26 protein-coding genes are annotated in these 25,978 nt (G+C 34.4%); 11 read left to right on the plus strand and 15 right to left on the minus strand.

Annotated elements, in window-relative coordinates:
• Window positions 1-4 precede the first annotated feature (4 nt).
• Window positions 5-955 (minus strand): CobW family GTP-binding protein, encoded by a 951-nt coding sequence (locus ACIGHG_RS09635; RefSeq protein ID WP_336472777.1) that lies wholly within the window; start codon window positions 953-955, stop codon window positions 5-7.
• Window positions 956-1,136: 181 nt separating this feature from the next.
• On the opposite strand from ACIGHG_RS09635, the gene ACIGHG_RS09640 reads away from it, so the two are divergent.
• Entirely contained in the window at window positions 1,137-2,039 is a 903-nt protein-coding gene (locus ACIGHG_RS09640) for an aldo/keto reductase (RefSeq protein WP_396548247.1), read from the plus strand.
• A 39-nt stretch (window positions 2,040-2,078) separates the two neighbouring features.
• Here the strand turns inward: ACIGHG_RS09640 and ACIGHG_RS09645 are convergent, their stop codons facing one another.
• Complete coding sequence (locus ACIGHG_RS09645; RefSeq protein WP_336472813.1) at window positions 2,079-3,551, minus strand: flavin monoamine oxidase family protein; 1,473 nt, start codon at window positions 3,549-3,551, stop codon at window positions 2,079-2,081.
• 180 nt (window positions 3,552-3,731) lie between these two features.
• Here ACIGHG_RS09645 and ACIGHG_RS09650 point away from each other — a divergent pair, with 180 nt between their 5' ends.
• Window positions 3,732-3,923 (plus strand): DUF3896 family protein, encoded by a 192-nt coding sequence (locus ACIGHG_RS09650; RefSeq protein ID WP_090911924.1) that lies wholly within the window; start codon window positions 3,732-3,734, stop codon window positions 3,921-3,923.
• 430 nt (window positions 3,924-4,353) lie between these two features.
• Window positions 4,354-4,770, plus strand: a complete 417-nt coding sequence (locus tag ACIGHG_RS09655) for a DUF1259 domain-containing protein (protein ID WP_336472779.1) — start codon at window positions 4,354-4,356, stop codon at window positions 4,768-4,770.
• A gap of 287 nt (window positions 4,771-5,057) precedes the next feature.
• On the opposite strand, the gene ACIGHG_RS09660 is transcribed toward ACIGHG_RS09655, so the two are convergent.
• Window positions 5,058-6,314: an MDR family MFS transporter gene (locus tag ACIGHG_RS09660; RefSeq protein WP_396548250.1), complete on the minus strand. Its 1,257-nt coding sequence runs from the start codon at window positions 6,312-6,314 to the stop codon at window positions 5,058-5,060.
• 76 nt (window positions 6,315-6,390) lie between these two features.
• Window positions 6,391-6,846 carry a DUF3939 domain-containing protein gene (locus ACIGHG_RS09665; RefSeq protein WP_090911930.1) on the minus strand — a complete coding sequence of 152 codons (456 nt, stop codon included), beginning with the start codon at window positions 6,844-6,846 and terminating at the stop codon, window positions 6,391-6,393.
• A gap of 339 nt (window positions 6,847-7,185) precedes the next feature.
• Here ACIGHG_RS09665 and ACIGHG_RS09670 point away from each other — a divergent pair, with 339 nt between their 5' ends.
• Window positions 7,186-8,226, plus strand: coding sequence for a YkvI family membrane protein (locus ACIGHG_RS09670; RefSeq protein ID WP_396548252.1), 1,041 nt, complete (start codon window positions 7,186-7,188; stop codon window positions 8,224-8,226).
• A gap of 425 nt (window positions 8,227-8,651) precedes the next feature.
• Here ACIGHG_RS09670 and ACIGHG_RS09675 read toward each other — a convergent pair whose 3' ends face one another.
• Both ACIGHG_RS09675 and rsgA read right to left on the minus strand, forming a co-directional pair.
• A complete protein-coding gene (locus tag ACIGHG_RS09675; RefSeq protein WP_396548254.1) occupies window positions 8,652-9,023 on the minus strand; it encodes a DUF3979 family protein in 372 nt (123 codons plus the stop codon).
• 203 nt (window positions 9,024-9,226) lie between these two features.
• Entirely contained in the window at window positions 9,227-10,279 is a 1,053-nt protein-coding gene (gene rsgA / locus ACIGHG_RS09680; protein ID WP_336472784.1) for a ribosome small subunit-dependent GTPase A, read from the minus strand.
• A gap of 310 nt (window positions 10,280-10,589) precedes the next feature.
• Between rsgA and ACIGHG_RS09685 the strand changes: the two genes are divergently transcribed.
• Window positions 10,590-10,937, plus strand: a complete 348-nt coding sequence (locus ACIGHG_RS09685; RefSeq protein WP_035438188.1) for a DUF4257 domain-containing protein — start codon at window positions 10,590-10,592, stop codon at window positions 10,935-10,937.
• A gap of 85 nt (window positions 10,938-11,022) precedes the next feature.
• Entirely contained in the window at window positions 11,023-11,247 is a 225-nt protein-coding gene (locus ACIGHG_RS09690; RefSeq protein WP_139207577.1) for a hypothetical protein, read from the plus strand.
• A 64-nt stretch (window positions 11,248-11,311) separates the two neighbouring features.
• Here ACIGHG_RS09690 and ACIGHG_RS09695 read toward each other — a convergent pair whose 3' ends face one another.
• Entirely contained in the window at window positions 11,312-12,496 is a 1,185-nt protein-coding gene (locus ACIGHG_RS09695; protein ID WP_336472814.1) for an MFS transporter, read from the minus strand.
• 246 nt (window positions 12,497-12,742) lie between these two features.
• Window positions 12,743-13,681 (minus strand): aldo/keto reductase, encoded by a 939-nt coding sequence (locus ACIGHG_RS09700; RefSeq protein ID WP_396548257.1) that lies wholly within the window; start codon window positions 13,679-13,681, stop codon window positions 12,743-12,745.
• Between the two features lie 117 nt (window positions 13,682-13,798).
• Here ACIGHG_RS09700 and ACIGHG_RS09705 point away from each other — a divergent pair, with 117 nt between their 5' ends.
• Complete coding sequence (locus tag ACIGHG_RS09705) at window positions 13,799-14,107, plus strand: ArsR/SmtB family transcription factor (protein WP_336472786.1); 309 nt, start codon at window positions 13,799-13,801, stop codon at window positions 14,105-14,107.
• 42 nt (window positions 14,108-14,149) lie between these two features.
• Here ACIGHG_RS09705 and ACIGHG_RS09710 read toward each other — a convergent pair whose 3' ends face one another.
• Entirely contained in the window at window positions 14,150-15,307 is a 1,158-nt protein-coding gene (locus ACIGHG_RS09710; RefSeq protein ID WP_336472787.1) for a transglutaminase domain-containing protein, read from the minus strand.
• A gap of 520 nt (window positions 15,308-15,827) precedes the next feature.
• Window positions 15,828-16,601, minus strand: a complete 774-nt coding sequence (locus ACIGHG_RS09715) for a YwqG family protein (protein ID WP_396548260.1) — start codon at window positions 16,599-16,601, stop codon at window positions 15,828-15,830.
• A 307-nt stretch (window positions 16,602-16,908) separates the two neighbouring features.
• Between ACIGHG_RS09715 and ACIGHG_RS09720 the strand changes: the two genes are divergently transcribed.
• Entirely contained in the window at window positions 16,909-17,073 is a 165-nt protein-coding gene (locus ACIGHG_RS09720; RefSeq protein ID WP_090911948.1) for a YjcZ family sporulation protein, read from the plus strand.
• 95 nt (window positions 17,074-17,168) lie between these two features.
• The gene (locus tag ACIGHG_RS09725; RefSeq protein WP_396548262.1) at window positions 17,169-18,134 is read left to right on the plus strand and encodes a patatin-like phospholipase family protein; all 966 of its coding nucleotides are present in this window, start codon (window positions 17,169-17,171) and stop codon (window positions 18,132-18,134) included.
• Window positions 18,135-18,435: 301 nt separating this feature from the next.
• Here the strand turns inward: ACIGHG_RS09725 and ACIGHG_RS09730 are convergent, their stop codons facing one another.
• Both ACIGHG_RS09730 and ACIGHG_RS09735 read right to left on the minus strand, forming a co-directional pair.
• Window positions 18,436-18,603, minus strand: a complete 168-nt coding sequence (locus ACIGHG_RS09730; protein ID WP_090911955.1) for a DUF3933 family protein — start codon at window positions 18,601-18,603, stop codon at window positions 18,436-18,438.
• Between the two features lie 225 nt (window positions 18,604-18,828).
• Entirely contained in the window at window positions 18,829-20,280 is a 1,452-nt protein-coding gene (locus tag ACIGHG_RS09735) for an aminotransferase-like domain-containing protein (RefSeq protein ID WP_396548264.1), read from the minus strand.
• 155 nt (window positions 20,281-20,435) lie between these two features.
• On the opposite strand from ACIGHG_RS09735, the gene ACIGHG_RS09740 reads away from it, so the two are divergent.
• On the plus strand, window positions 20,436-21,047 hold the full coding sequence (locus ACIGHG_RS09740; RefSeq protein ID WP_336472791.1) for a LysE/ArgO family amino acid transporter: 612 nt from the start codon (window positions 20,436-20,438) through the stop codon (window positions 21,045-21,047).
• 159 nt (window positions 21,048-21,206) lie between these two features.
• Here the strand turns inward: ACIGHG_RS09740 and ACIGHG_RS09745 are convergent, their stop codons facing one another.
• From ACIGHG_RS09745 to ACIGHG_RS09755, 3 genes are all read right to left on the minus strand, one after another.
• Window positions 21,207-22,202, minus strand: coding sequence for an LCP family protein (locus ACIGHG_RS09745; RefSeq protein WP_483861797.1), 996 nt, complete (start codon window positions 22,200-22,202; stop codon window positions 21,207-21,209).
• 335 nt (window positions 22,203-22,537) lie between these two features.
• Window positions 22,538-23,371, minus strand: a complete 834-nt coding sequence (locus ACIGHG_RS09750) for a YitT family protein (RefSeq protein WP_090911963.1) — start codon at window positions 23,369-23,371, stop codon at window positions 22,538-22,540.
• 52 nt (window positions 23,372-23,423) lie between these two features.
• Entirely contained in the window at window positions 23,424-24,320 is an 897-nt protein-coding gene (locus ACIGHG_RS09755; protein ID WP_336472793.1) for a LysR family transcriptional regulator, read from the minus strand.
• A gap of 824 nt (window positions 24,321-25,144) precedes the next feature.
• Between ACIGHG_RS09755 and ACIGHG_RS09760 the strand changes: the two genes are divergently transcribed.
• Window positions 25,145-25,909: an alpha/beta fold hydrolase gene (locus ACIGHG_RS09760; RefSeq protein ID WP_090911967.1), complete on the plus strand. Its 765-nt coding sequence runs from the start codon at window positions 25,145-25,147 to the stop codon at window positions 25,907-25,909.
• Window positions 25,910-25,978: the final 69 nt, after the last annotated feature.

Raw genomic sequence — 25,978 nt, forward strand, 5'->3', positions numbered from 1 at the left:
AGGCTTATTTTATGCATTCTTCAAAATGTTGTTGAAACCATTCTTTATTTAAATTTTTACCAATAAAAACAATCTCACTTACTCGTTTTTCTCCTTCTTGCCACTCTCTATCATAGGAAGCTGCAAATAACGTATGTACGCCTTGGAACACAACGCGGCGATTTACTCCTTCAATAGACAATATTCCTTTATAACGATATAAATACTCTCCTAATTCTTGTACAACGGCTGACATCCATTCATTTATTTTTTGCAGATCAAGAGGACGCTCTTCTCTTAACACAAAGGCCTTTACCCCTTCTAAATGATGCTGCTCTGTATGGGGATAAATTTCTAACTTGTCACGCGTTTTAAACGTTTGTATATCTAGCAAGGATGAAATATCTACTTCACAATTTATTGTTGGGATTAATTTTGCAGTTGGATTGATCCCTTGTAATTCAATGAGTAAATTCTCCTTTTCTTCCTGCTCTACTAAATCTAATTTATTTATTAATACCATGTCAGCAAAAGCAATTTGTTCTTTTGCTTCTAAACCTTTTTCAAAGTGTTTATATATATGATAGCTATCTACTACAGTTACTACACCGTTAATTTGGTATGCGGACTGAATAATAGGGTCTAAAAAGAATGTCTGAATAATTGGACCAGGATTTGCAAGCCCAGTTGTTTCAATTACTAAACCTTCAAAATCCATTTTACCTTCTGCTCTTACTTCTAGTAGATGCTTTAGTGCAACAAGCAAATCTTCACGTACTGTACAACATAAACAACCGTTTGTCATTTCCATAATTTCTTCTTCTACATTCATAATCAATTGATTATCGATACCTATTTGTCCAATTTCATTTACAATAACCGCAAGTTTCTTTCCGTGCTCTTCAGATAAAATACGATTTAATAATGTTGTTTTCCCTGATCCGAGAAATCCGGTTAATATTGTTACTGGAATCACGATTCTACATCTCCTTGTTATATGTCTAATTACATAATTATATCATAGGTTGTCTTTTTATTTTTCGAATATAGAACATATTAGTTGTAAGTATATCTACACGAATATATAATAGCAGCAAATAAGAAAACCTTTTCATATCGAATAGGTTCATACATATCAGCAAGGAGGATCTACATAAATGGAACGAATTCGAATGGCCCAAAACCTAGAGTTTTCTCGAATTATTCAAGGGTTTTGGCGTTTAGCAGAATGGAATATGACAGATCAGGAATTACTCTCTTTCATTGAATCTTGCATGGAAATGGGCATTACAACGTTTGACCATGCCGATATTTATGGCGATTATACATGTGAAGCTTTATTTGGGAAAGCACTTCAATTAAAACCAAGTTTACGTGACAACATGCAAATCGTTACAAAATGTGGAATCGCTCCCCCATCATCTAAATTTCCAGAGCGTTACGTTGCTCACTATAATACAAGTACTGAACATATTTTAAAAAGTGCCGAACAATCACTACAAAACCTAAATACTGACTATATTGATGTATTGCTCATTCATCGCCCTGATCCATTTATGAATCCAGCAGAAGTTGCAGAAGCTTTTTCTCGTTTGAAGCAAGAGGGAAAAGTACGACACTTTGGTGTATCAAACTTTCTGCCTTCCCAATTCAATATGTTAAGTTCGTATTTAGATTTTCCGCTCATTACCAATCAAATCGAAGTATCTGTTATGCAGCTTGAGCATTTCGAAAAAGGTACGATTGAACAGTGCCAAGAAAATCGAATTTCTCCTATGATTTGGTCTCCGCTTGCTGGGGGTGAGATTTTCAAAAAAGAAAGTGAGCCTATACTTTGCTTACGTCACACACTAGAGAAAATTGCTACTGATTGTGATATTTCTGAAATTGATTCGATTATGTATGCATGGCTACTTGCTCATCCAGCTAATATGCTACCAATTGTTGGTTCTGGTAAACTAGAACGTATCAAAACAGCTGTTGAAGCAACAAAACTAACATTGGACCGTCAGCAATGGTTTACCATCTTTGAAAGCTCAAATGGTCATCCTGTTCCATAAGTACACCAAAAGAACATGAGATTCATTCTCATGTTCTTTTTAAATCTGTAATTGATTTATTTCTGCCGCACTCCGAATTCCTGATTCAATTGCTCCTTGTATCCAGCCATGATACAACGTAGTATGATCACCCGCAAAATATATTCTCCCTTCTGGTTTCACAATGTGAGGTTGCAATTCTGTTTCTTGAGTTGCCTGAAAGATTGCAAACCCTCCTAATGCGTACGGGTCTAACGTCCAGCTCTTCGATATACCAGAAATAAATTCATCATATACTTGATTTCCAAGTATATCCCCTAAATTTTGTAAAGTATAATAAATACGGTCATTTTCAGATAAACCATCCCACAATAACGCATCATACGACCAAGTATAACTCCCCAGTACCATTCCAGGCCCTTTTGTCCCAATTCCATAGCTTGGATAATATGCATAACGAATAGGCAAATCCGTAATGATGCGGCCACCACGTTGCCCTTGTTCTTCCCAAAAACGACTTTTAAATTGGATTCCAATTTTCGTCGCAGCCATGTAATGTAGTTCTCGAATGGCTTTCCACTTTTCATGAGAAACAGAATCATACGGATCAATTTCAACAAATCTCATTGTTGTAAATGGAATGGTGACGATGACAATATCACCTGTAATACTGGTATATTCAAACGTCTTCTCATTACGACAATATGCTGTAACTCCTTTTTCGTGCTGCACTAGTTTCATTAACTTTTGTTGAAAGATAATATCATTTTGCAATTGCGGTAAAAAAGACTTTGGCAACGCGTCATTGCCGCCTTCAATTTCATAAAAACCTGTAGATTGCTGTAAAATGAAAATAAAACGCAATGTTTCTACAAAAGACCTTTCTAAAAATCCTTCTAAATCAAGAAGCACCCCTATCATCTCTACAGCAGCTGGTGAAAAAGGCACTTTATATTGGTGAGGATAATCCTTTAAAAACTCTGCTGTAGAATACCGACCAAAATCTTTCTCTACAATACTCCAATTTTTTTCCGGGTCTCTTTTAATAAAATCAAGAATTGGTTGTATTGCTGACATCAACAGGTCTTCCGATGATTTTCCTTCTTCATTCGCTGCAACTGGATAACGTAAAATACTCGGATTTTTCTCATATTGTTTCAATGTTGTCTTGCGACCATTTGCATAAATAATATCCGTTTCATTTCGATTAATGAATGGATTTAACTTCAACCCAAACTTCTTAATATACGAAATCGTTAATTCATGTGTATAAGGAATCCGCATGGCTCCAACATCTAGATATAAGCCTGTTTCTGGCATTCTCATCGTATAAATACGCCCACCAATTCGATTATTTGCTTCTAGTATTTTCACACGATGACCAGCAGCCTTTAATAATGATCCAGCCACTAATCCAGCCATGCCCGCTCCAATAATAATAATATTTTTCGGTACTGTCGTTTTTGGTAAGCCATTGTCAATAATAGATACCATCTCATTTGTTGCAAAATGGGATTGCATATTTAATCGCATCATCCCCACCCCTACTCATCAACACAAATTCATAGTTCAATGCATTGTATTCATGAAAAGGATGAATCATTCTATTTTTTCTGAATATTCACAAAAAGTTCAAATAAATATGCACTCTTTCCTTTTATTTAACCGTATAATAAAAATGTAGATAGGAAATGTAAGGAAGGGGATGGAAACATGAAACGCTCTTACAACTATCATGAGATTAAAAAACAATTAGAAAGCCAAAAATCTCACTTATGTAAACGATTAACAGATGTAAAATTAACAGAAAATGAGCGCAATGAAATCAAGAGAATGATTGACAATTACGAATATATTCTTAACTTAGTTGAAATGAATCATTTTGAAAGAGGAATTTCTCACTGAAAACGGGTGTACAAATTAACAGGACATAGAGGTTAAAATAAAGTGAAACTTCCATCAGTCGGTTTTTTCTTCATCCCCACTGATGGAAACCCTGTCCAAGCTAGCACATAACAGCAATTGTTTCCCGCCCTTCTATACCGCCCTCATTATTCATATAGATATATCTTTTCCAACAGTCGAACTTCTGATAACAGTAATTAAATAGAAGTGAAACTCCTGCAGACTTTTTTAAGATTTTCTATATTGTTATCTGAAATTCTTATTTTCCATTCTAAAACAGACAATTTACGCATATGGTTATATAAATATTCTCTTTTTGGAGTGTTAATTAGAAAAAAGAGGAAGGGCAAAATAGTAGTTGGCGACTATGGAAACATTCATAATTTTTACAATAAAATTCCCATTTTCCTAATAGAGGGGGATTTAACTTATGAACAACTTTCATTTTCTTTGCGAACAATTTGCTACCATTCTTAAAGGGAAAAGTAAAATCAATCAAAATTCTTGTTCAGTATCTTTCCATCGCAATTTCAAGGTGCTTGTCCAAGGAAAACCGAGTATGTCTGTAGTACCTGTAGGAGTAGGCTTCGAATCTTTGGATCAAAATGGTAATGCATTGAATTTAGGTGAAATTGCTATTCTGCAAGAAGAAATCCCCTCATTTATGCGGTCAATTACACAACAAGGAATTATTGTTAGTGCCTTACATAATCATTGGTTATATATGAATCCATTGATCATGTATATTCATGTCCAATCAGTAGAACCACCATTACATTTTGCGAAAAAATTGGCAAATTCTTTTTCAGTCCTAAGTAGCTACCCTATTGCTGATGATGGGAGTTAATGCGAAGTGAATCATATATATTTTTTATATGAGTTTTAACGTGAAGTTCCGATCCCTTCGAATGAAAAATTCGTAAATCTATTACTCTATCAATACAAGATATTATTCTTGAAAAAATACATACTTCTAGTGAGGTAATGTATAATAATCCTTGAATTTGAGTCAATATTTTTGACATAAATAAGAGCATGTTTTGATCAATCTTTTTTCAAAACATGCTCTTTATATTTGTTTTTATATCAAGTTTAAAAGTGTTAATCTAATTAAACTTTATTCTAAAGCTAGACTTACTCATTTATCACCTTAATTTTTCTCCCTTGTAACAACTGAAACATCACATAATATAAAATTGCACTCAAAAACGCAAGTGCTGCAATAATGTAGAATGTGTATTGATAACCTATCCATGCTGTTAAAGGAATCGCAATTGGTGCAATGGTTCGGCCAACAGACCAACGAAGTGTTGCTGCCGCAAAATATTGTCCTCGCATATGTTCAGGTGCTAATTTAGAAACGAAACTATTTTGAATTCCAACAACTGATAGCTCTCCGAACGTGAAAATGAGCATCGCAATAATGAGCCCCCAGACTGAGATAGTGTGAGGAAACATAATCATTGCTATCCCATATGCAAAAGAAGATAAAACAAAAATAGCCCGCTCAGAAAAGTAATTTGCTAGCCTTGTTACATATACAGTAAATAGAGCAACCAAAAATCCATTTTCCGCGATAATCCAACTAAACAATTTCTCCCCATTTATCATTAGATTAAAAAACTCTTGCGTAGGAACATTTTCTTTTATGTATACAGCTAACAATAGATCAAGCTGTGTAAAAGTTTGAGCAACAAGAATACCTGCAACAATGAACAACAGAAAGACACCATCTTGAAAAATAATCCGATAATTCCTTATCTGTTCATTCACAACAGTCAGCCATCCGCTTTGTTTTTCTACTTTTGTTCTGTTCTCTGGTAACGTCTCTTTTATAAATTTAAGTAGTACAAATGCTAATATAAAATTAATGACAACGCTTGCCAGTAACAATTCAAAACGATAAGAAAAAAAGAAATACGCTCCTAAAATCGGTCCCAACACAACATTAATATTAATCATTGTATAAAAAACCGCAAATACTTTACTTTGCTGCTCTTCGGGTACTAAATCGGCAACCATTGCTGCACTCGCCGGATAATATAAAGAACCCATAATACCGATAAGTGAAAAAGCTACAAATGTTAAGAGAGGCGATTGCAACCACGGTGAATTAGCAAAAGCAAATAATACAAATGCAGCACTTTGTACAAATGTAGCAATTACCATCATTCGCTTACGGCCATACGTATCCGCTAAATAGCCGCCTACTAAATTGGCAAAAACAGATAATACTTGCGACAATACAAGTAATATTCCAGCCATCGTCTTTCCTAGTTCTTCCGCGAAATATATGGCCATAAACGGAAGAAGCATCCAGAAGAAAAGGCCGAAGAGCCATTCCCCTACTAGACGAATCTTTAAATTTAAATCCCATTCCCTAAGAATCATGAAGTTTCCTCTTCTCTACACCTTCCGCATGATGCTTACAATAAAGAAACAACAATGAAGTATTGTTGTTTCTTTATTATACAATGCTTGTATTTATTTTATCAGGCTTACTTGTCACTAAATAATGTTTCTCTGAAACATATAAATTTCGTTCTAGTTTTCTTTTTAAATATGGACCTAACTTTATTGAACAAATAAGGCGATTCTCATTTCCTTCAACGATTGGAAAAACTTCTTTGTCCGTTACATATTGATCAACAGCACGTTGTACATCATCAATTTCTTTAACAAGATCAAGGTTTTCTTGTGTATTCTCGAAGACTTCAAGTGTCTCCTTTGTAATAATAAATGTATTTGTAGGAAAAGCAGGTAAATAAGGTTTTAATAAGTCATAATTAACTGTGTAGTCATCATTTACTAATACTGTATATACGACGTTAGCATTCGCTTCAAGAAATTTTGCCATAGCAAGTTCTAATTCATCTTTCGTAATCTCTCTTTCTTCCTTGCCTTTTGTAAAAAAGCGAAACATTTTCTCCGCCCCCTTTTCCTTTATTATACCATAAATTACAAGATAAATATGAATAATGAAAAAACACACCTCTACATTACCAATAAGTCCCTTCACTAATCTCACCTTTTAAAAAAATCATGCGAAATTATCACTTTATTGTATGTTTGTCCAAACTCATTCATATGTATGAAATTAAGTAACGTTTTCAGTAGAGAGTGCACCTTCTCTTATCACAAATTTCAAGAAAAATTTTTAAAAAAGTAAGAAATAATTGATGAATTTTTTACTTTGTCTCACCCTACTCTCAAAGTCTAGGAAACAAATCAATCAGCTCATAACATAAGAAAGAGGGATTACATGGACAATGAGCAATGGAAAGTAGCTAAAAAAATTGCTGCTACTTATATAGGAACTGTCGTTGGAGCTGGATTTGCAACAGGAAGAGAAATCGTGGAATTCTTTACAATCCATGGCACATATGGAACAATCGGCATTTTAGTAAGCGGCATTTTCTTTATTTGGTTAGGTACAAAAATGATGCTGCTTTCTTCACAAATTAATGCATTTTCTGCTCAAGAATTTAACAAATATTTATTTGGTGATGTCTTTGGGAGCGTTGTAAATATTTTATTACTTCTCGTATTATTTGGTGTAACAAGCGTCATGCTTTCCGGAGCTGGAGCGGTATTTGAAGAGCAACTTCGCCTTCCAAGACAACTTGGAATCTTTATAACGATACTTGCTTGTATGATAATTGGCGGCCGAGGATTACAAGGGGTATTCGAAGTCAATTCACTCGTCGTACCAATTATGATGATTTTTATTGTGGGGCTATCCATTACAACACTCTTTCATGATGTACCTTCCTTTTTCAACATGACACCTTCTGAAAATTGGAATAGCAAATGGGTTACAAGTCCAATTACATATGTTGCACTCAACCTCTCACTCGCTCAAAGTGTACTTGTACCGTTAGCAAGTGAAGTAAAAGATCAAAAAGCCATTAAATGGGGGGGTATGTTAGGCGGGGCTGGTCTCTGTTTAATTTTATTATGTAGTCACTTCGCCATTTTAACTGTCGAGCAATTTTATCAATATAATATTCCAATGGCAGAAGTTGTACGTCGCTTCAATGCTACTTTTCATTTCTTTTTTGTATTAATTATTTTTGGGGAAGTATTTACAACACTTGTCGGTAACATATTTGGTATGACTAAACAACTTCAATCTATCACCGGCTGGAAAAGTAACAGCATTATTTATTTCATCTTACTGATTAGTTATTGTTTTAGTTATATTGGTTATAGTGAATTACTTCATATATTATATCCTGTGATTGGGTGGATCAACTTGATTTTCCTTCCAATTATTGCATTCAAACAACAGCAAAATACATAAAGTGAAACTTTAATCAGTGGGGGTTTTCTTCATCCCTCACTGATTATTAGTTGAACCAATCGGGCTTTTACGGGCAGTTTATCTCCTACCTAACTTCTTTGCTTTCGCCAAATTTTGAGGTGGGAGTATTACTGCCCGTTAATGCGGGATAAAGTGAAACTTCTTATCCCTTGCTACGAATGAGTTGAACGGATTGGACCTCTATCAAACGAAAACAAAAAGCACGTGAATCATCTTATTTACGTGCTTTTTTCATTACACCTTACATCTTTCAATTCATATTTGTAACTCTTCAGCCATTTTTGATAACGTTCCAGCTACTGAACTAACTTATTTTCTTTGAATTCCTCAAGATCTTGAGGAAGAAATTTCTTACTTACTGCGAATGGCAAAATAAAAAACATCCGTTAGTAACTGGATGTTTTTTACTCGCAATCTTCACACACTTCCCAATACAATCCCATTTCAACTGCTAAAAATGGTTTTAACTGTAATCGAATCATGCGGCTTGGCATACGATCTAGTACAAATTGAAGGCTTTCTTCTTCTTCTTTTATAATATCCACCTTTTGGACAGCAATACGTTGGATTTTTGTTACCGCCTGACCATCTTTATATAAAACAAGACCAATCTCATCGTCTTCATTAAAAAACAATTCTATACTTGTACCTGTTAATGAGATTGTATTTGTTATAAAATATGTACCTTTTTCTTCTTGAATATAATACTTCCAGCCTCGTGTCCCGTCTTCTTGTGGAAGAACTTTAAAAAATGATGTAATCTCCTCGTGCAGCATACAATACCCCTCTCTTACCTCTTTCTCAATACCCTATATACATTTATTCTACCACAAACGACTATAACAGCTGTATTTCTCCGCTCAAAACTATATAAACACAAATTAAAAACGAAAAGCGTGTGAATCATTTGATCCACACGCTTTTTTATTATACTTTAAATCTCTCAATTAACACTTGTAACTACGCCTTTGGAGTTTTTTTATTTTTTCTGTCTCATTTGTTTTGTGACACTTTTCCATTTATTACGCTCTGCACGGGCTAAAAGAGCATCTTGCTTTCTCATCGCATAAGCAATTTCTTTTTGTAGTTTTTTATAATTGAACAATCGAGCTTCCTCCAATGTTCCCTCATCAATCGCAGCACGAATTGCACAACCAGGCTCATTTTCATGTTGACAATCTCGGAAGCGACATTTTTGAGCAGCTTCTTCAATATCAGAAAAAGTTGCGTGCATGGCACCGCTTCCTTCCCAAAGCTGAAGTTCTCTCATTCCCGGTGTATCAATAACAAGTGCACCAGTTGGTAATTGGAACAATTCTCGATGTGTTGTCGTATGCTTTCCTTTACTATCGCTCTCACGAATTCCACCTGTTTTGGCCACTTCATTTCCCATTAAAGCATTCAGTAACGTGGATTTCCCTGCTCCCGAAGAGCCAATAAGCGCAATCGTTTTTCCTGGTTGTAAAAATTGTTGCAATCGATCTATGCCTGTTTGATGCAAACTATCAACTGCAAAAATAGGCACTCCAATTGCAATCGTCTCTGTTTCCATTATTTTTTGCTCTATATTTGTACATAAATCACTCTTTGTTAAAATAACGACAGGCATCGCTCCGCTCTCATATGCTAACAATAAATAACGCTCAATTCGCCTTACATTAAAATCTGCATTTAAAGCATTAACTAAAAAGAGATAATCCACATTTGCTGCGACAATTTGTTCCACTGTTTTCTCTCCAGCTACTTTTCTAGAAAAAGAACTTTTTCTTGTAAGCACAGTGTGAATAATTGCTTTCTTTTCTTCTGGCAATTTTGTTACGCCTACCCAATCTCCTACTGCAGGATAATCACCTTTCTCAATTGCCTCATAACGAAATTTCCCTGTTAATTCAGCTACATATTCACCATCTTCGCATATAATCCGATACATATGTTTATGCTCTAACAGAACACGTCCTACTTCATATTGCTCTGATAATTGCTCTTCAAAATGCATATCCCATCCAAATTCTACTAAATAATTACGATTCAATCTCGAATCCTCCCTAAAATGTTTAATGGGGAAGGATATAACGATTCTTTATAAAGTTTCGTCCGTTCCTTCCTTATTTGTATTAACCGTGTAAATTTTATAAACAATCGACATAATACATCACTCCGTTCTTATTAGATTTAATTATATTATATGAAATTTCAAATAAAATATCCACCATATATAACAGAATTATCAGATTAAAAAGCATATATAACAAAAACAAACTTTCTCAATCTATACACATAAAATTTAAAAAGGAGTAAATGCGCCAAAAACAGAATGATATTTACTAAAAGGAGTGGGTTTGATGGATATGTATTCGTGGCTAACTGCTCTTCTCGTTGGTGGAATTACCGGTTTTGTTGCCCATCTTATCAATCATCAAGGCAAATTATTGCTTCCACGCCGATTAAAAACATTTTTCCATCTTGGCTTTTTAGCTGATATCATCACTGGCAGCCTCGCTGCCCTACTTGGCCTTGTTTTATTTGATGCGACAACTATAAAAGAAATCATTAAAGTTGCAATCGTTACTGCTATTTCTGGCCAAACATTTTTACTCCATCAAGCGCTTGGAGGAGAACAAGCAAAGAATACACAGATGAATAAAGCAAATGAAAAAATACAAGAAATTGACAAATTATTAAGGCGTTAATATGTACTACAATTTGCAATTTACTGATATAATGAAAAATAAAAATGCTGAATGAAAGCGTCTGTCAGAAGAGAGGGTGTTTCGTATGGCAAGCAAAAAAATAGAAGATTTCTTAACAGACCCTGAAAAAGAGGAGCTGATAGAAAACTACAAATGTTTACGAGAAGCCCGCACAAAGCGAGAAGCAAACTATTTTGGCGAAACAGTAAACGATTTGTTAGATAAAGCAAAGCAACGTATTATTAAAGAAGCCGGCATTAAAGATGAAAATGCTGCAACAATCCATCCAAAACGAAAAGCACTGTTTTAGTATATACATGAAACAGTGCTTTTTCCTTTCAGTTTACATAGTGTATATATGTTTTTTATATACATTATGAAACTGTTTTTTGTTTTGTTCCAGATTCTATATTTTTTATAATTCCAGCTCGTTTAAACGTGAATAGAGAAAAGATATACATGCTAGCTGTAAACATCCCGATAGCAGAAAAATTATGAAATATAACGTATAAAAAACCTGCTAAAGCTGCTCCAATCATTTGCCCAATATACATTGATGAATTAGCCAGCGCGGCAATAGTACCTCTTGCTGTCTGTGATAATGTTTGTAATGCACTCATCATAATAGTAAACAAAATACCTGTTATAAAAAATATAATAAAGAAAAATACCTCTATAAATAACACATATTTTAATTGAGGCAATATCAAATACAAAACAACAAGCACAATTATTCCCCCATATAACGAGCGGGTCTTACCAAACTTATTGACAAGTTTAATGCCAAACAAATTGCCTGTTAAATTCCCAAATCCTAATATAAGCATGGCGCTTCCAATTTCATTTACTTCTAATTGAAATTGATCTGATAACCATTTTCCTAAAAATGAAAAAGCTGCAAAGTTACCGGTTTGAAATAAGAAATACGCAAAAAATGACGGTACTGTTTTTGATATATGTAATAACTGGTTATAACGACTAAAAACTGTTTGTTTTTGAGATTCTTGTTGTAGCGGTCGTAAATGAGGCAGCGTAAAATATATGAGTATCCCCAATATAGCAGAACAAATTCCAATTACAAAAAACGGAGTAGAATAATGCACAGATGCAAGGTAAGCTCCGATAGGTAATCCAAACATTTGTGACAAAGATAATCCAGCTGTAACAATTCCTATACATTTCATAATATGCTGAGGTGATACAAGGAGCGGGATAGACGCCCATACTTGCGGTGATACAAATGCTGCGCTAACACCAGCTAAAAAACGAAAGGTAATCATCCACCAAAAAGTAGGAGCTATACCACATAAAAACGTACTAATTGAAAAAAATATCATTCCACCTATTATAACCCGCTTTCTATCTAGACCATCAGAAATAGGACCAGCAATTAATGCAAATAGAGCATACCCTAATGCGTATGCACTTACCATCCAACCTGATATTTCCGTAGAGACATTATATAACTCTTGCAATGTCGGTAAGAGGGGTGAAATTAAAAATGTATCTGTTCCTATCATAAACATGATCATAAAAAATAAAAGCATCGTTTTCTTCACCATAAACACCCTTTCTATATAAACCCATTTTAATTTTTCGACATATAAGTCTCTGCTATGTAGAATACAACATGCCCTGTATTCGCTTGCTCCCTTAGTTTTAAACCTTGCATGTGTCAGGAAAAGGCCCTGACCGCTTCTATGCACGGTCAGATGCTCTCATCCTCCCATAAAAGAAAGAGGTTTTTATGTAGTTTTTTAACTTATATATATTTATAGATAAAAGCAACACATGCAGCTTTTATCTTATTCCTCTTCTAAAATAGATTGAATCGTTTGCAAATCACTCTCGAGTAAAGTAACTCGATTTACTTTTATATTTTCTCTTATTTGTTCTACATGTTTTCCTCCTGGAATGACCGCATCAATCCCGTCTTGTGCAAGCAACCAAGCTAACGCTAAATTCGGCATAGTCGTATTTCTTTCCGTTGCGAATTTCTTTAATTTTTCTACCTTCACAAAATTCTTCTTATATACATCCTCTTCAAATAAAGAAACACTTCTTCTCCAGTCTCCTTCACTCAATTGCAAATTTTCCGGATATTTACCACCTAAAATTCCAAAAGCAAGAGGTCCATATGGAATAAATGCAATATTTTGTTCAATACAATACGGAATTAATTCTTTTTCCGCAGTCCGATCCAACATGTTATATGGTGATTGCAAAACAGCAATATCCCCATGCTGATTCGCTTCTTTTAACTGTTTAATATTGATATTTGAAATACCAATCGCTCGTATCTTTCCTTCTTCTTTTAAACGTACTAGTTCCCCCACTGACTCTGAAAATGGAATTCCTGGATCTGAAAAGTGTAAATAATATAAATCTATATAATCTGTCTGTAATCGTTGCAAACTATTTTCTACAGCTGTTCTTATGTAACTAGGTTTATTGTTTATACGAGTAGTAGCTCCTAATAACTTTTGAATCCCACCTTTCGTAGCAAGTGTAATATCTTTTCGTTTCCTTCGTAATACTTCTCCTAATAACTCTTCTGAACGTCCAAATCCATATACGTCTGCTGTATCAAAAAAAGTAACTCCTTGATATAAAGCTTCTTCTATCATTTTCGTTCCTTCTGCCTCATCAATATTTGAGAATAAGTTATAGCCACCAACCGCATTTGTTCCAAAACCAATTTGTGAAACTTCCAATTTTGCCTTCTGTAAAGTTACTAATTTCATTTTTCTATCCCCTTTATATTTCTATTGTTCTAATATATTCGAACAATAGAAATATATCATGATATATGTTATAGTGCAAATAGAAACTAAAATACGTTACGAAAAGCAGGTGGAAAAATGCGAACTCTATACCATCCAAATCGTGAGGAAATTCAACTCTCCTCTGTATTATATGCACTTAGCGATCAAATCCGGTTAAAGATTGTAAACGACTTACTGACATGCGGTGAACAGTCTTGCGGCGCTTTAAACATCCCTATCGCAAAATCTACACTCTCTCATCATTTTAAAGTATTACGAGAGTCCGGTGTTATGTATACGAGAATCGAAGGAACACAGCGTTTCATCTCCATTAGGACAGAAGACTTAAACAAGAGATTTCCAGGGTTATTAGACGCTATTTTACAAGCGACAGAACCTTATTAATAACAAACAGGAGCATCTTCATAAAGATGCTCCTGTTTGTTATTAATATGAAAATGTAATTGTTAACAATGAATATCCACTTTGCGCCTGGTAAGGAGCTACCTGATATGACACTCGCTTTGCTCCTTTTGGCCAAGCAACTTCATTCAGTACTTTTTTCACATCGTTCATCGTGTTATCGATTGTTTGATGGTAACGAAGTTCTACCTTTTCTTGTTTCGTTGTAAATTTTTGCTGTAATTTTTGTTTTAACTGATTATAGTTTTCAGCTCCAAATTCTGCTGCTAAATAAACAAGATTTGTATCTTTTAAGATTTGTTGATAAATAGGAGCTTTCTTATTTCCTGCTTTAATTTTATTTGTTAACTCATTATAATAACTTGTATTTGCAGCTGGATATTTACTACGATCCCACTGGTGATCTTTACTCATTTGCTCATCGGACAAGTTAAAATAAGAGTACGTAACACGTCCTTGTTTATCCGGAACGGGATCATCGAATGTCGTATCGAGGTGATACCATTTCCCCTCAACATTCACAAGGTTCCACGCATGAGACTGCCCATTTCCAGTTCCCGTTACAATATGAGATTGAATTCCCGCTTCTTTTAATAACTGATAGGTTAATAGTGCATATCCTTGACAAACTGCCGAATGTTTTGATAACGCTTCATATGCAGTGTAAGAACGTAGTGATGTGTCATATGAAACATTTTTCACTACATAGTCATGAATGGCTTTTACTTTTTCATTTTGGTCCATTCCGGCTGTAATGATTGAATTTACAATTGATTTTGCTTGCTTCATCACGTACTGTGATTGTTCTTTCGTTTCTCGGTATGAAATATTCAATGTAAATGAATAATTCCCTGGTACACCACGAATCGAAAATTTCGTACCACTTACATTATATTTTAAATATTCATCCTTTTCCAACGTTTGGTTATAGGCTTGCACCAGTGTATTTAACACTTCTTTTATGTTTGAATTCTTTGTCTTATAAACAATTGTAATATTTGTTTCATGATTATTTAAATGCTTTTGTAACTCTTGTTGAAACGCTGCAATCAGTTTTGCATCGCTTACAGAACTATCTACCTGTTTTGTAGCAGCATATGATACTGAAGGCATATGAAGCGTTCCACTTATAATAGACGAACAAAGTACTATAGTTGATAAACATTTTACAGATTTCTTCATTTAATCACATCCTCGTAATATAAAGTAATTATAAAAAATGATTTTCTAATATATATAAACATATATTAATTCTATCAAAAAAGAAAATACATTTTTTTGATATTTTAACGTATTTCCGAAAGAAACCCACATCTTTAAGCACGTAACGGGCAGCAGTTCCGCGTTTTTCCAGTTAAGTATACGGACCTAGACAACAAAAACTCGTTGACATCACCTAAAAATGTATGTGCTAGATATAAAGATTTCATACACGTAAGTGAAGTAATTCAAACAACGGTGAACTATATAAATCCATTTTAATTTTCCGACATATAAGTCACTGCTATAGAGAATACAACATGACCTACTCTCGCTTCCTCCTTTTGTTTTAAACATTGCATGTGGCAAGAAAAGGCTCTGACCGTTTCTATGCGCGGCCAGATGCTCTCGTCCTCCCCTAAAAAAAGAGGGTTTTTATATCGGTTTTTTAACTTGTATATATGGAAAAGTAATTTCCGTTCACACGCGAAACTTCTTTAAATTATAAACTTTGTAAAATACAACAAGCGTTTTCAAAACGGCGTTGCTTTATATCTTCATTTGCAATACAGAAATATAACATTCCCATATCTCCCCACATCATGTTTAAATGTTGCTCATCAGAATCTACTTGAAATAATAATGTCATCTCACTATGATGCACATTCATATATTCCTGTGCTTCCTCAAATACTTCTGTTTGAACGGAAAATGGTGTACCAAAAATTTGATGATTGTCATAGTGGTCAGGTATTAATTCCTCTAACAATTGCAAGAAACGATCTGAATCATCTTCATTTTCAATAAACAACTCCGGAAGTTTTTGCACTTTTTCAAATGTAATTCTGCACTGAGAAAATTGCCCTTTCATTTGATTCGTGTTTTGTAAATCCTCGATTGCTCCTTCATAATATAAAACACGCCAGCCTTCTTTTATGTTTGCATTTCCATACACTTCATAAAAGTCTTCTTGCTCATCATCAGCAAAATAGAAAAAATACAACATGCCATTTTCAGGAAAATCATTTTTTATACCTACAGCTTGAATTTCAGCTAAATTAAACTGGGCAACAAAGTGAAGGGGACGCCCTTTATAAGCTGGATACGCCAACTCTGCTGGCAAATCAGGTGATCCTCCCATTTTTGAACACCCTATTGGCAATATCTCTTCTTGTTTTGGTACCACTTTTATACATTCAAATGCTGTGGCTAACAATTCATCTTTTATATGATTCAGTTGATACTTGTCAATTAATTCTTCAATATGCTTCGTCATACAAACTCCTTTTTCTACATGATTACCTACATCATATCATAAAATTTATTGAACTACCCCCACCTACCGTTTCGTGCTTGAGGTGAGGGTCATCTCGCTAGGTATGATAAAGCTTCTTTCGTTTTTTTCTTTATCTCTACCTGTACTGCCCATTATGAAAAAGGGCTTGTTCATTATAATCGGAATGTCTTTCTAACACATAATATACAGTGTTCCTACAAACATGCAAACTTTTCATCCTTTGTAAGACACCCTCGTAATTCCCACTTTTTTTACTCAAAATTCTTATATTAAGGAGGAAATAAATATGGGCTATGGATATGGCGGTTGTGGATTTGGTTACGGTTATGGAGGATATGGCGGTTGTGGAGGATATGGCGGTTGTGGATTTGGCGGTTTTGCTTTATTAATCGTTTTATTTATCCTTCTTATCATCATTGGAGCAAGCTGCTGTAATGGCTTTGTCTTCTAAGTAATCTTTAACAACTATTGTAGAAAAGCACGCATTTGTCGTGCTTTTTTATTTTCTTTAACTTTATAAATAATGAATTGAAGAGAGGTATTTTCATGAAAATAGATGGTGTCTTTGAAGGCGGCGGCGTTCGAGGCATTGCACATGTTGGAGCAATTTGTGCATTAGAAGAACATGGTTATGAATGGGAGCGAGTCGCTGGTACATCAGCCGGTGCTATTATAGCCGCACTGCTCGCATGCGGTTATACAGGAAAAGAACTACGAACAATTATAAATAGTGCTGATTATACAAACTTCATAACAAAAACATGGTTAGATAAAATTCCCCTTATTGGAAAAGGAGTAAATGTGTGGTTCAAAATGGGTATATATAAAAACGATTTTATAGAACAATGGTTAGAGGATTTATTATCTCAAAAGGGCGTTTATTGTTTTAGTGACTTACCTAACCCGAGCGGCTTAAAAATTATTGCTTCTGATATTAGCAATGGGAACATGGTAATTTTCCCTGATGATTTACCGCATTATGGATTTCCAAATAAAAAATTTTCTATTGCAAAAGCAGCAAGAATGAGCGGAACAATTCCTTTCTTTTTTCAACCTGTAAAATGGAAAACCCCTAAGTGGAATAAACCTTGCTATATGCTTGATGGGGGCATTCTCAGTAATTATCCGATATGGATTTTCGACTCACCAAACATCCCTCGCTGGCCTACCTTTGGATTTCATTTCATGAAAGACGAAATTCAAGCTGAACCTGTGCATTATGAAGAACCTGTTTCTATGTTTAAAGGACTATTTAAAACAATGATGCAAGCCCACGATTTACGCTACCTCAATACAGAAACAAGCGCACGCACAATTAAAATCCCCACTGGAAGTATTACGAGTACCCACTTTAATTTAAGTGATGAAGAAAGAGATTGGCTTTATCATTCTGGCTACCAGGCAGCTAAAAAATTTCTGAGCTCTTGGAATTTTAAACAGTATATACGTCAATATCGTAGCGAATCATCTCGTGCTATACACAGCCAAACTACTAATTACGATAAACAATAATATAAAACTACCAGCAGTAAGATTTTAGTTCATTTCTTCTTTCCTTCAAAACGTAAATTCAAGAGACTTACTTATATATTTTCAAATGGTGTAACTACTCAGTCACTCTATGAAAAACCGATAGAAAAGCATTTTTTTAAGTGGTCGAGAGGGACTGGCTATGTACCACGCATATACATTCGCATTGGGACATATAATTCCCTCCTCAAGTCTAAATTCACTGTATACAGCTAATTAGAGAAAAACTGCTAAAAAATAAATATAAGAAGAAAAAACGGTAGCCATAATAGCTACCGTCCTTTTACGGATATTGCAATCCCTCTGCTTCTTCCTCCGTAATAACAATATAACGTTCTCCCGTTCTTAACCCTAACAGTTCTGCTTTTTCAATTGCTTCTTGTTTTGTTTCTGCATAAGCAGCTAAATATTTTGTTCCATTTATCACTTGGCAAATGACATAGCGTTTCATTTTCATTCTCCTTTTATATATAAATCCAACTTGACTTTCCAACACACAAGTTGCCGCCATGCTGAACAAAAAATAACCTGCTACTTTCTTTCTCTCTTTGTTTGAACTTCGCACGTGGAAGAAAAAGGCCCTGACCGCTTCTACGCATGGCCAGACGCTCTCGACCATCTAAAAAGAAAAGGGGTTTATGTCAGGTTTTTAATTTGGATTTATATATTATCGTATTTATTGTTTTATTTCTTGTATAATTCGTGCAAGTTTTTCAATTCCTCTTTCAATATCGTGCAGCGATGCATAGGAGTAAGAAATTCGCAAATGTTGCTCAGCATGCCGATCATACAAATTTCCTGGATTAAGCAAAATTCCTGCTTGTAATGCTTTATAAAATAGTTTCTGCATAGAAAATCTCAAATTTATATGTAACCAAATGTAAAAACCACCTTCTGGTACATTCCACGTTGCAATATGTGCAAAATGTTTTTCCAACGCATGTAATGCAATATCTCTGCGTATTTGTAATTGTTGCCGAATACAATCTAAATGTTCTTCGTACAATCCGCTTAAAAACCACTGAGCAGCAGCTCGTTGTGACAAAGAACTTGATCCATAATCTGTTTGCATTTTAATATCTGCTAATCGATTAATAACAGCCTCTGGCCCTACAATCCAGCCAATTCTTAATCCTGGGCTAATTGTCTTAGACATACTTCCTATGTAAAGAACACTCCCACTTCTATCATATGCCTTTAAGGGCTTTGAAGATGGCGAGCCGAACCACAAATCTTGATACACTCCATCTTCGACTATAGGTAGACCAATTTCATTACAAGTTGCTACAACAACCTTTCTTCTCTCTTCACTCATCAAAATCCCAGTTGGATTATGAAAAGAAGGAATGGTATAAAGAAGTGAACTAAAAAATTGCTTTTTATATTTTGAAATAAGTGTTGATTGCATTCCATCCTGATCCATCGGAATACCAATTAAACGCATCCCTGCTGACTGAAAAATGTTAAGAGAATATAAGTAAGAGGGTTTTTCTACTAAAATTGTTGCTCCTTTTTGTAATAGCCCCATAGAAATTAACTGTAAAGCCTGAATGCCACCTGAAACAACTAAAATAGATGATGTTGATGCCTGTATTCCTAATGTTTGTAAATATTTTGCTAGCTGTTCACGTAGTAAAATATCTCCTTTTGGTTCTTCATACCCTAAAGGTATATACTGCTTCGAAAGTATATTCATAATATGTTTGGTCTTCTCTTGCGGCAAAAGTTCTGATGAGAGTTCTCCTGTTCCTAATCGAATGATATTCGGATCAAACTCTGCTCGGTTAATTTCTCTAATTATAGGTAAATTAGGATAATGCATTCCAGTATCAACATATGAATTCCAATTCAGAGGTGCCGAAGAAGTTAATAACCCCCATGTATTATTTATCACTCTCGTTCCTTGTCGTCCTTTTCCTTCAATCAATCCTTGAGCAGCTAATTCATCTAGTGCAGTGACAATTGTGCTTCTGTTAACTTTAAATGCATCAGCTAACGTTCGTTGAGATGGTAATTTCATCCCGATTGTCCATTCTCCATTTGCAATTTTCTCTTTTATATAATCTTCAATTTGCTTATATAAAGGTATTGGAGATAAAGCATTTGGTTGCCAATCAAACCGTTCCATAACATCACCCCAATTATGTATCTACAATTTGTAGTATACACTTTGGTTGGGTCATCATCCATCCATATGGATGGATACAATTGATATTTCGCTTTATATACTAGACACCAATAGGTAACCCCAAAAAAATATGCTTTTACATAGGAGGCGAAAAAATGAGCGAAGCATTTCTTCACGGCATCATTCTTTCATTTGGACTTATTATTCCTTTAGGCGTTCAAAATGTGTTTGTTTTTAATCAAGGTGCCAGTCAATCTACTCTATTACAGGCTGCTCCAGTTGTTATAACAGCGGCAATCTGTGACACTATTTTGATTTTGGTAGCTGTGCAGGGCGTATCTCTTGTGCTATTAACATTTTCCTGGCTAACAACTACACTCTACACAGTTGGATTTTTCTTTCTTCTTTACATGGGGTGGGCGATATGGAAAAGTGAACCTACCGCTTCCCAAAATGAAGAGCAAACAATTACAATAAAAAAACAAATTGCATTTGCAGCTTCTGTCTCTTTACTCAATCCACATGCTATTTTAGATACGATTGGAGTCATTGGAACGAACTCTATTCAGTACATTGGTGCTGAAAAATGGGCGTTTACCTTCGCGACAATTTTCGTTTCTTGGCTATGGTTTATCGGATTAGCATTCGCTGGACGGATACTAGGGAAAGTGGATGCATCCGGAAAACGAATACAACTATTAAATAAAATTTCTGGTGTTATAATTTGGGCTGTTGCGTTTTATATGTTGGTAAAACTATTCACTTAATTACAGTCGAATATTCAAAATATCCTGATATATATGTATATAAGTTAGAAAACCGACATAAAACCCCTTTCCTTTTTATAGGAAAACGAGAGCATCTAGCCGGGCATAAGAGTGGTAATAATAAATAAGAAAAAGGCTGGCAAAAAACCAACCTTTTCCTTATTTATTAGATTCTGATTTCTCAGCAATTCCAAGATGATCATTCAATTGTTTTGATATTTCTTTAACATTTTTCTCATCTGGTTGATAATAATAAATACCATTCATACGTTTGTCTGTACCTTGTACTTGTATTTTTTCTAACTTCAAGTCTGTTCCTGCCATATTTTTTGTAATTGCCAACATATCATTGAATGTTAAGTTTGTTTTCAAGTTTTGATCCACTGCATCTAATAATGAACTAAGTTTTGGGATTGAATGGACTGATGCCGCTTTTTTCATAATTGCTTCGATTACAAGTTGCTGTCTTTGACCACGCATTGCATCGCTATCAATTTTCCGTGTTCTCGCTAGCGCAAGCGTCTGTTCTCCATTTAAATGTTGGTATCCTTTTTCAAGATGGATGGCACCAGCTTGGTCTTTACTATCTTGTTCCGTAAAAGTAACCGGCACATCAATATCAATACCACCAAGTGAATCCACTATTTTAATGAACGATTCAAAATTAAATTTCACATAATAATCAACAGGTACATTTAAAAAGCGTTCAACCGTATCACGTGTACTTTCCACACCGCCAAATACGTGTGCATGTGTAATTTTATCTAATTTCTTTCGTGACGGTATATATACGCGCGAGTCACGAGGGATGCTCACTAACTTTACCGATTTATCATTTTTATTAATCGTTGCCAGTAGCAATGCATCCGTACGAACTGCTTCGCCATATTGACTTTTTCTTTGCTCACTTTCATCAACACCCATAATTAAAATAGAAATATTATCTTTTAAAGGAGCCACCTCTGTATCACGTTTATTAGACTTATTTATTTCTGCATAAGAATTACTTACAACCGCTTTTGCTTTACTATATATAAAGGAACTGTAACTTATTCCTCCAATAACGAGAAATAAAACAGGAATGATCAAAAACAATAAAAAACCTCTTTTTTTAGAGCGCTTCTTTTTCTTTTCAATTCTACTTGTTGCTTCCATGTTCGTTTTCATTTCACTTCCCCCTTTCAGAACATCTTCTATTAGTTTAATTGAAATGTAACATCCTTTGTATCGAATTACATTTCATCAACCTTACATTTTTGTAAGAATCTACAACGTACGAATCATAGCTTTTCGCTACAAAAAAAATAACATCGTTTTGTAACAAAATGATGACAACGAAATTTTAACACAAATATTTTTTGAAATCCCAAGTAATCTTTCACTTATTTGGCATAATTTTCAACACTATTTTATGAACTAATTGGAGATAAATGACATTTTGGCTATATAGACAAAAAATCTAGCCCTCAAACATTTGAGGGCTAGATTTTTTAACTCGCTTTAAAGCCGCCACCTAATACATCTCGTACATCATGAATCACAACAAATGCATTTTGATCTTTTCGACCTACAACTTGTTTTAATTGGACGAGTTCTTGTTTATTAATGACAACATATAACACTTCCTTATTATTTCCTGTGTAACCACCTCGTCCTTCTAATACCGTTACACCGCGTGTCATATTTTGCATAATGGATTCTCGAATAATATCTGGATTATTTGAAATAATCGTCACTGCTGTTTTTGTATTTAATCCTTCCACAATAAAATCAATAACCTTTGCACCGATAAAGACTGCTACAAGTGTATACATCGCTTTCTCTTGTCCAATAATAAATACTGAGCCAGCAATAACAACGATATCGATAATTAGCACACCTTTTCCAACACTCCAGCCTAAATATTGATTTGCTAACCTAGCTATGATAGCTGAACCACCTGATGTACCACCTGCACGAAACATACACCCTAAACCAACACCAACAAAAACCCCTGCAAACAGAGCTGCTAATAATGTATCATGATTTACCGGAGTGGCCACATCTTCTGTGATATATAAAAAGAAAGATGTAGATATAATACCAAGAATTGTATATACCATCGTTTTCTTATCAAAAAATTTATAACCAATTGCAAGTAAAATGGCATTCATTATAAGGTTTACAGCACCAGGAGACCAGTCAAACAAATAGTAAGTAATTACCGTAAGACCGATAATTCCTCCTTCTGATAATCGGTTTGGAATAGCAAAAAAGTTAATTCCAATTGCAAACAATAACGATCCAAGTACAACAAGTATAATCTCTTTCATACGTTCATTCATTACGTTTTCCTCCCGTCTATTCCTATGTTTAATCTCTATACATCATAGGAAACTAAATTGTCTCTCTCCATCTCTCTGCATGTTTCTCTATCATTTCTATTAGCTTCTTCATCGCTGGTGTCAACCATTTACTTTTATGATACGCCAGTTCAGTTGTGACAAAATCTTCACTGTACATCCATGGCAAGGCAATTAACTTTCCACGCTCAATTTCTTCTTTAACTGTAATAAGCGGTAAATACGATAACCCTAACCCGCACATAACAGTTTGTTTAATTGCCTCTATACTCCAAAAATGAATACGTGAACAACTAATCCCTTCTTCTTTTATCCATTTTTCTAGTAAGTCTCGATAACTCCCTGGCTCGGTAAGCAATAACATTTCTCCTTCTAAATCAGCAGGAGTAACAATTTTTCGCTTCGTTAACGGATGCCCTGGCGGAGCAACAAGCACAATTGTTTCTCTAACAAGCGAACGAGTGACAATATCTACACCTAGTTTTTCTGGATTTGTAAATAAAGCAAAATCAAATTTCCCTGACTTTAATTCATTATGCAACTCCTGACTCTCTGATGGCTGTAAAATGATATGAACTTGCGGATACTTCTTTTTAAATTCATATAAAATAACAGGTAATCGATATATCATTAAAGATTCATTTGCCCCAATACGTATCGTTCCTGATGGTTTGCCGTTCATTTGAGATGATTCAAGTGCTTCATTTGATAATGCCAATATTTTTTGCGCGTAAGAAAGCATATGCTCTCCTACTTCAGTTAAAACTATCTTTTTACCGAGGCGATCAAACAACGGGCTTCCAATTACTTCTTCCAGCGATTGAATATGATTTGTGATTGTTGATTGTGTATATCCGAGTCTTTCTCCGGCCCGTGTAAATCCTCCGCTCTCTGCTACAATAATAAACGTTTTCAAATGACGCAGCTCCATAATAATGCCTCCTGTTGTACAATCATTATTTCATCCTCAATAGCATAAATTACGGTTTATGTATGTATAAAGATTACAAGATTCTCGTATCATCAATTTATTGTTATAATCATATTTCCATCATAACGAAAAATGATATTAGAAAGTATATGAAATAAAATCTTTTCTAAAACACCTATGAAGCTAACTATTTTGATAGAAATAGTTAGCTTCATAGGTAAACTTTATACATTCTTAATCTTTCACATCTGAATGAAAAACGAAAGAAAAAATAGATAACAGTCCTATACACTCACCTAATCGCTATTATATATTTATAATAAAAATAAATAAAATGAATTATTTTAATAGAAACCATTTAAAAAAATGATGGATGGATTTAATTAAAAGCATGAAATGAAGTTCTCATACTTTTCACTATACTTCTACAATTTAAAAGTTGTACAAATATTCGGAAGATCCTCATTTACGATCACTCCATCAGCAATTATCAAATTAAATCATTTTACAGTTCCCGGCATATTTAAGATGAATACACCCTCGTTGGAAAGTTACCTTTACAACCACCACAATTATCTGGTATTATTACCTGGTACTTAAAATTAGTTGTACTCAATCTATTAAACATGAAAAATAAATTAACTTAGTACAAAGAATTCTTGTGTTATTTTTATATACACTTTCCATAAACATGTTTTCTATCATTATATATTCATTCATTTCAATGTTCCGAGCATAATCGGTGCCTAAGCTTACTAGTAATAACACCATTCTAGTAGAACTTATTTTCTTTTTTCTACCATAGACTTGAAAGGGGCATACTTTTGCAAACAAAAAAAGATTTTGAGAAAAAAACGATTATATTCATTCATGGACTAGTTGGAAATCGTCGTGCATTTAAAAAAGAATGTAAACTATTTTCCTCATCTTATAACATCATCACATATGACTTACTTGGCCATGGTGATGACAAAGGACAAGCCATTGATTTTTCTTTAGATCGATTAGTAGAGCAATTGTCAAATTTATATGAAAAAGAAGGGATCCAGCAAGCTCATATTTGCGCCCTAAGCTATGGATGCTATATTGCCTCTATATTTGCTCATAAGTACCCAGAAAAAGTATTGAGCCTTTGTCATATTGGAGGTCATTATAATAACCCATCTATTTTGTTTAATGTCTTCCAAAAGTTTTGGGACAAACGAAATAATGAATACTCTTCTTGGCTTCATCAGTATGCAAGTACTATATTTCCAAGTGGCATACTAAAAGCCAACCCATTTGCGATTGTTTCCAAAAATATTTACTATCGATTCGGGTTACAATTACACTCATCTATTATTCGAGAGTCACTGCGGCATCGTTTGGAATTCGATTTAAAATCCCGATTACGAGAACTTACACAACCAATTTTATGGGTGATGGGAGAACACGATCATCTCTATAAATCTTGTTTATTTGATTTAAAATCCATTCTTCCAAATGTTTCATATAAAGAAATTCCCTTAGCTGGTCATGCTGCAAATATCTTTCGGCCAAATTATTTTTTCGATTTGTACTCTCAATTTTTACGAGACACATCGTCATAATATAAAACATTTTTTATTTAATAAAGAGAGTCGCATATCAACACGACTCTCTTCTCATATGTAAACTAT

Origin of the sequence: Bacillus sp. NPDC077411, assembly GCF_044543425.1 — a bacterium.
Classification (GTDB): domain Bacteria; phylum Bacillota; class Bacilli; order Bacillales; family Bacillaceae_G; genus Bacillus_A; species Bacillus_A bruguierae.